Annotated in this window: 5 protein-coding genes; 3 read left to right on the top strand and 2 right to left on the bottom strand. The window is 49.3% G+C overall.

Annotation, left to right across the window (positions count from 1 at the left end):
* Nucleotides 1–289 (bottom strand): hypothetical protein (locus AAAV44_RS09695; RefSeq protein WP_349115455.1); only part of this gene is annotated, 289 nt, incomplete at its 3' end.
* A 516-nt stretch (nucleotides 290–805) separates the two neighbouring features.
* Between AAAV44_RS09695 and AAAV44_RS09700 the strand changes: the two genes are divergently transcribed.
* The 3 genes from AAAV44_RS09700 (at nucleotide 806) to AAAV44_RS09710 (ending at nucleotide 2,747) form a co-directional block, all read left to right on the top strand.
* The gene (locus tag AAAV44_RS09700; RefSeq protein WP_082421808.1) at nucleotides 806–2,164 is read left to right on the top strand and encodes an SPASM domain-containing protein; all 1,359 of its coding nucleotides are present in this window, start codon (nucleotides 806–808) and stop codon (nucleotides 2,162–2,164) included.
* 169 nt (nucleotides 2,165–2,333) lie between these two features.
* Nucleotides 2,334–2,537 carry a hypothetical protein gene (locus AAAV44_RS09705; protein WP_124785779.1) on the top strand — a complete coding sequence of 68 codons (204 nt, stop codon included), beginning with the start codon at nucleotides 2,334–2,336 and terminating at the stop codon, nucleotides 2,535–2,537.
* Nucleotides 2,538–2,567: 30 nt separating this feature from the next.
* Nucleotides 2,568–2,747 carry a hypothetical protein gene (locus tag AAAV44_RS09710; protein WP_147324165.1) on the top strand — a complete coding sequence of 60 codons (180 nt, stop codon included), beginning with the start codon at nucleotides 2,568–2,570 and terminating at the stop codon, nucleotides 2,745–2,747.
* 886 nt (nucleotides 2,748–3,633) lie between these two features.
* Here the strand turns inward: AAAV44_RS09710 and AAAV44_RS09715 are convergent.
* Entirely contained in the window at nucleotides 3,634–5,262 is a 1,629-nt protein-coding gene (locus tag AAAV44_RS09715) for an ABC transporter ATP-binding protein (RefSeq protein WP_117564924.1), read from the bottom strand.
* Between the last annotated feature and the right edge of the window lie 1,380 nt (nucleotides 5,263–6,642).

Genomic DNA, 6,642 nt, shown 5'->3' on the forward strand with positions numbered 1-6,642 from the left:
CATGGCGGGCCGAGACATCGTCGCCGACGTCGGTAATATCGCCCTCGCCAGTGGCCAGCGCGCCAATCTCAACACCCTGCTCACTCGGCTGAATCCAGCGCGGGGCGCTCACGACAAAACTGTTTTGCACGCACAGCAGTCCCAGCGGATGCGCCGGCGCGACCTCGTGCTCGCCCGCGACCGAAGATGTGCTCAGCGAGCGCGGCGTCGACGTGTCGCCGCCACGGGTCGCATGAGCGCGGCGGCTCGCCCGACTTGGAACTAAGGCGGGCGTGAGAGCAAACGGCATAGGGAACGAATCTTGCGGATGTACTCCTCGACGTCAGGCAGGTAAGCCCCACGAAGTCACCGGGGAGGCCCAAGCGGCCCGGCACCACTTCCAGATTCTGACCAGGGCGAGTCGTTCGCCGGTGGCTGAAGGCTCGCTCCCACCCAAAAGGGGAGATTCGCGTTGTTCCCCAATCGCTCTCGCATCTTTCATTTTGCTCGAGGTGGGCTATAAAAACTTTCCTGGTGAAAGGCGGCGATTGGTTTCCTTTCTTTCTAGAGGAGCGCGCCTGTAATCTGTTTTCATCCTAAATCAAGTTAAGATCGGACCTTCCAGAGGCAAGTCGACTCAAACTGCGAGGCTCCATGTTGGAATAAAGAGCGCTGTCGAAGTGCCAACAACACAAAGCTTGCCAGTCTCAAATAGAACCTTTTGGGAGTCCGATTGGGCCGCACACCGAATCCCCGCTGGTGGTTTTTTATAGCTGCGCAACAATAAACAAGGTTAGTGCCAGTCCAGCATGAAATTGAGGAACGTATGCATTTTTTCTCAGTAAGTGATCGTCGTTACTGCTTCGATGAGGTCACTCGCAATTGCTTTCAGGTTGACCAAGCATCAGAAGATGCGCTTCGCATATTTGAAGCATCGGGAAGAACGGTCAACTCGAAGTTGCTAACAAAGTCACTTGCTGCGAAAGGCTACGACCAAACGACCATAGCAGAACTTGAAGACGACATTGATGAGTATCAACGATTGTCTGAGCGGACTTTCTTAACAAAAGACACGCCTCGAAAACTTAGATCCATCGAACTCCACGTTTCACATGCATGCAACCTTGGTTGTAGTTACTGTTTTGCCGGTAAAGGAGATTATGGAACGTCTCCTCTGCTGATGACAGACGAGATAGCCTTCAAGGCGGTCGACTACCTCGTCGCAAGTTCATCGGAAAACGAAACGCTTGCGATCGTCTTTTTTGGTGGGGAACCCATGATTAACGAGCCGCTGATATGGAAAACGGTCGACTATTCAAAAAGAATATACCCCAATAGAAACTTTACCTATTCTATTACGACCAACGGAACGCTTTTGAATGACACTGCTGTGAATTCTTTCAAGGAGCACGGGTTTTCTGTTCTGATTAGTCTCGATGGTACAGGATGCAAGCACGATGCATCGCGCCCGTACAAGACGGGAGGCGGCTCTTTCTCCGATATCGACAAAAACGTTCGTCGTTTTTCCGAGTCGTTCCCCTTCGGCGCAAGAGCGACCTTAACAAATAATAACTGTAACCTTGTTGAAGACTATCTTCAGTTTAAAGAGATGGGCTTCAGAAGGATTTACTTCTCGCCCGTGAGCTCATTCGATGAGAATATCAAACTCGACGAACACTCATTAAACAAAATCAGGGCGGGCCTAATAGATTTGGCGGATCAATATCTCAAACAGATTGATCAAGGGGAAAAGCCCTTGTTTAGAACATTGAAAACTGCAGTTGATTTGATTATGAGCAACAGGATCGCCTTTGTCGGATGCGGGGCTGGCAGGCGTTTTATTTCCGTGACTCCCGAAGGGGACGTATACCCCTGCCACAGGTTTGTCGGGATGATGCGATTCAAAATGGGCAACATCGTCACCGGAATTGACGAAACTAGGTATATTGAAAACTGGAGTCAGGGTGTCGAAAAAAGAATTGACTGTACGGACTGTTGGGCTCGGTCTTTCTGTGGTGGGGGCTGTAGCTGGGAGGCTGCAGACGAGCACGGCTACTTGCCCAAGAGTCTACACCCTGCATCATGTGAATATAGAAAAATGTGCTACGAGATGGCTTTTGACCTTATTTCCCGCCACTCATCTTCGCAGGAGAAAAATCAACGAGAAGCTACTGTATCGGAATAAGCGGTTCAGCGCATTGCTGTCACCATTGTGGAGGTGTTCGTTCTTCTGATTACCGTCTGCGAAGCTTATTGCTACGTTCGCCGAAGCCATTCTAGAAATATGGTGAACTAGACATCTTGGTTTGTTATACACAATATTGAGGTTTTTCTGCACTCAAAGGGAGGTAGTCGTGAAGCATATTCATCCGATTAATCCAGGAAGTGGCGACGAGGCAGGCGTGAAGCCGATGTCTTTTGACTGCCTCTTGGGCATTACTGACATCTGTACTGTTTATGATAAAGCAGATGGCTGTGGTGCATACGATTACTGCGACTATGACATGGATGGCGGCAGCATCTGCGTTGTAGATCACTGTGGCATTGATCAAACGTAGTCTCTAATTGGATTAAGGTGAGGAGCTGTTATGAAGCATATCCATCCTGTTGGTTCAAATGAACATCCTCCCGTTGAGCCTTGTTGTCTTGGAGTTGATATATGCAATTTTTACGACATCGCCGAGTGCCCTGTTGCGGATTGGTGCTATGTCGATAAAGAATCAAGCTGTGTTTTGCCAGCAGATTGGTGCGATCCAGTTGACGAGTAGTTTTGTGGCTAGGAACTATTTGGTCCAATTCAGAATAAGATGGGAACAAATACCAAAATCTCGTGTCTGGGAGGAGTTATGCCATTATTGCAAGGTCTCGTTGGATTAGCCTTTATACTTGCGTTATATCTGGCACCTTTTTTAATTCTATTCTTCATTATCCGACTCTTTCTTCGGAGAAAATAGGAGTGTCACGCAAACATTAGCGTAGCTTTCTTCCAATATGAGCCGAGCATTGGCAAGTGGAATAAGAAGCCCGACCGTTCGCCACATGAAAGTGATCGGACGGGCTTCTCTATTTAACCCGGGCCGCCACCCATAGCGGCTTTCCAAGCGTATTCTCAGTGCAAAGCAATCGTCAGTTTAATCCTATGCGCTGATACCGCATTTCATTTGTTCGGCTCGAATTCTACGGCCTGGCAACCCTCGCACTCTCCGGCAAATGGATTGAACGCGAAGGCAGAGATGATGTGTGCGTGGACATCGAGGCTGCTGTAGGCAACATACTGGGACATGGACCCCCGCTGCGCGTGGTATGCGGCCCGGCATATTCATTGCCGTCCAACCCCGTGTAGTTGCAGCAAAGGGTGGAACCTCAATGCTCAGCTCATGTTGTCCGTGGGACACGAGAATCGTAAGTACACTTTGGTGCGATTCTCACGCTGATACTGAGCCACCTGGAATAAGATACGTCGCGACAACACTTCGCTTCACCTCTGTCTCGACAAGATGACGTAGACTAAAGTTTCCTTTAGTAAGAGAACGAGAACTATATCTGAAAGCGTTGCGATGGCGTGAAGGCACCGAGTCCGAACCGCCTGAATGCTACGTGCATCTGCATCGCCTTTTTGTTATCTCTGCCAGTTGGGTAGCACTACACTTGTCATCATTTACCCTGGTACATGCTGCCTAAATCCACTACCCCTTCTACCGCGCCGACCATCTCGTCATCGTGAGAGACAACGATGATCAGCTGGCTTTGCTTGTTGCGCTTAACATAGGCCGCAAGCTCGGCGCGGCTTACAGCGTCTAACCCAGTCGTGGGCTCGTCGAGTACCAAAACTGACGACTTGCGTGAAATCGCCGACCATAAGTACACTCGGCGCAGCTCACCGCCCGAAAGCGCGGAGCAACGTTTCCCGAGCAACTCCTTCACGCTGTTTTCCAGCGAAAGTAGGCCATCTACACCCCGGTGATAGGAAGAAAAGGGCGTGTCGAAATACTCTAACAGCTCTTTCACCGTTTCGTCCGGCGCGAAGCACGACTGTGGGCAGCACGATATCTCTCTCGCACGTATGTAATCCAAGTCGCATTCTTCGATTGGCACGCCGTTGTATTTTACTTTGCCTTTCGATGAGTATAGCCCGAGCATCAAGTAAAGAAGTGACGTCTTGCCTCTTCCGTTTTCCCCAACTATGCAATATGTACCAGGACCGGAAAACTTGAAAGAAAACCCGCCGAGGACCTCTCGGACAGATCCGTCTGGAAGGGCAACCGAGAATTCCAAATCAGATACCGAAATGTCATTTATTTCATCGAGTTTAGCTAAATCGGTCCGATTCCACCCCGATCTCTCCTTTTCTCTCGTCGCGATAGCCGTCCTATCCCATGATGCTTTGGCATCTTGATAGGATTTGAACAATGACATCATACTTTTCAAAGTCTTAAAGAGAACCGCGAAGTATGTACCGATGATAGTGTACTCGCCTATTGACATAGTTCCGTTAATGATTCGTACTCCGGAAACAACAAGTATCACCGCTTGAAACAACGCTGCGAAAAGACCATCGAGCGATGTCAGAGAATATGATAGCTTTCCGGAGCGCAAAACTTTGGGAAAATAGCTCTTAAACCCAGCGTCGAGCGCTTGTTCGCTCTTGCCGTACGAAGATGTCAGTTGAATGTTGAGAATCTGATTAAGCTGCGATGCAATTGCGGCGTAAAAGGCGCTGTCCGCCTCTTTCTTCTCATACGTGACCCTATACAAAAGTTTCCTCAACCCAGTAATTACACAGAAATACACGATGAGGAGAATGATGGAAAACACCGCGAGAGTTGAATCAATTGACCATATGATAAGCAATACGATGGGAATGGCTACAATGGACAGCGGCGCACTGATAAAATTCGCCAAAACGAAGGATGAGACCACGCTGGAGTCGGAAATAATCCGTTGCGTTGTATAGGCTGGATCGATGGTCCGACTCACCAAGTAATCGTCTCTTTCAAAACGCAAGACGGCCTCCCTGAGAAGATCAAAGGAAAGTCTCGTGGTTATGCGAATGGAAAGTGTTCCTGCAAAATAAGTAAAGAGGGTGGAGAAAACTCCTATTGACGCAACCAGGAGCGCGAAGAGTACGGCGTCTCTTTCGCTGCGGTTACCGAGAAGAAAATCTAAGAATTTCCCGTTCACGTATGGCATGGCATAGGAGAGAGCGGTTCCAATCACCGTGATAGCAATGAAGACGAAAGCCCCTTTTGCTCTGATGAACCTCGAGAGAACGCATCGAATCAAGGAAGGCCCCAATCTACCCGCCACAAAACATCAATCACTGATACCTTACACCTCAACACAACAGGAGCGAAGATTTGCCAATGAGACTGCTTTAAGATTGCCTTGGGCCAATACGATCTCAAGCTCTTCCTACAAGAGAGTCGGAATCGGACATCTCCTCCGACGAACCTGGCAATCGGGCGGTTGAAATATCTTTTTCAACCGCCCGATTGCCACAATAGATTTGAGCATCCGCCCACAAACGTCCGCGTTTTATACCCATCAAATCCTTTGCCTTTTGTCGTCTAGACTAGAAAAATCGCTCGAAATAACGCAACCGGCCTGCTCGCTTGAAGAAACCTAAGCCCGTAACGTAGATGTGCAAACTTCCGAAACGCCTTGCGCGGCATAGTGCGTATAAACTTCGTCAACCGCCTCAGAAATATCTGAGTATCGCGCCGGGTCAAAAGCATACGATGTCGCAGCTATACCCTGCACCCATTCGGAACGCGGATTAATTGAATAGCCACACAGCATCATCATACATGCATCTAGACCTGATTTCCCAAGTATCCGACGTATTGATGAGAGCATCGCGGGTCGCCCCTGCACCATCGTCGTCACCCCTATTAGCAGTATTTACCGTTTTTCTCTAAATGCGTATCGCCACCCTTAAGAATACGAAGTGTTTTATCCAGACCCGATTGTCCTCCATCTCAAACGAAGGGATAAGGAATCTCATCCGGAATCGGCAGTAACGGAGGATTCACAACGACAAGCGAAAAACATGAGTCATCTCTCAGAGGGGAGTAAAGGCTCCCCTCAAGCACCCTAGTTTCGTCATCCAAAGAGTTGATGGCAGTGTTTTTCTTACAAAGGTCGACAACAAAAGGGTTGATTTCTACAGATGTTACATCCATGCCACAGTTGGTAAGTATCAGGCCCTGTATTCTGGGGCCAGAACACAAATCGAGAGCCTTCCGTGCGCTCTGCGGTGTAAGGCGCCAATCTCAGCAAATCTGTCCCACAATACTGCGCTGAAGAACAAGACGGAACCCCTGAGCCAAACTCCCCTATACCTTATTAAGGCTAAGACAGGCAAGTTCACGCACCCGGCATATTCCAGAATAACATCCTATTGTTTTAGATGCTCTACAAGCATGAACAGCCGCGAATCGGAAAGATCTTCTAGTTTCGCCCCGACTGACCGCCAAGGGCCAAAATGGCCTCTCCATCCCCAGGCGACCGGCTCTGGCGCGCCGAGGAGTGTCCCCAAGTGCCGGCAGAGACGATATGAGCAGGACATAAAAACATTGAGAGCCCCTGCTGCATGAAAGACCGCGGATCAGGCCGACAATGGTGAGTGTCTAATCCAACCGCGGCGGCCACGCCGCATTCATG

This window comes from Collinsella sp. CLA-AP-H1 (assembly GCF_040092945.1).
Taxonomy (GTDB): domain Bacteria; phylum Actinomycetota; class Coriobacteriia; order Coriobacteriales; family Coriobacteriaceae; genus Collinsella.

Excerpts from the sequence above, each read along its gene's own strand:
- AAAV44_RS09710 (WP_147324165.1), top strand. The coding sequence starts at position 2,568 with ATGAAGCATATCCATCCTGTTGGTTCAAATGAACATCCTCCCGTTGAG.
- AAAV44_RS09700 (WP_082421808.1), top strand. The coding sequence starts at position 806 with ATGCATTTTTTCTCAGTAAGTGATCGTCGTTACTGCTTCGATGAGGTC.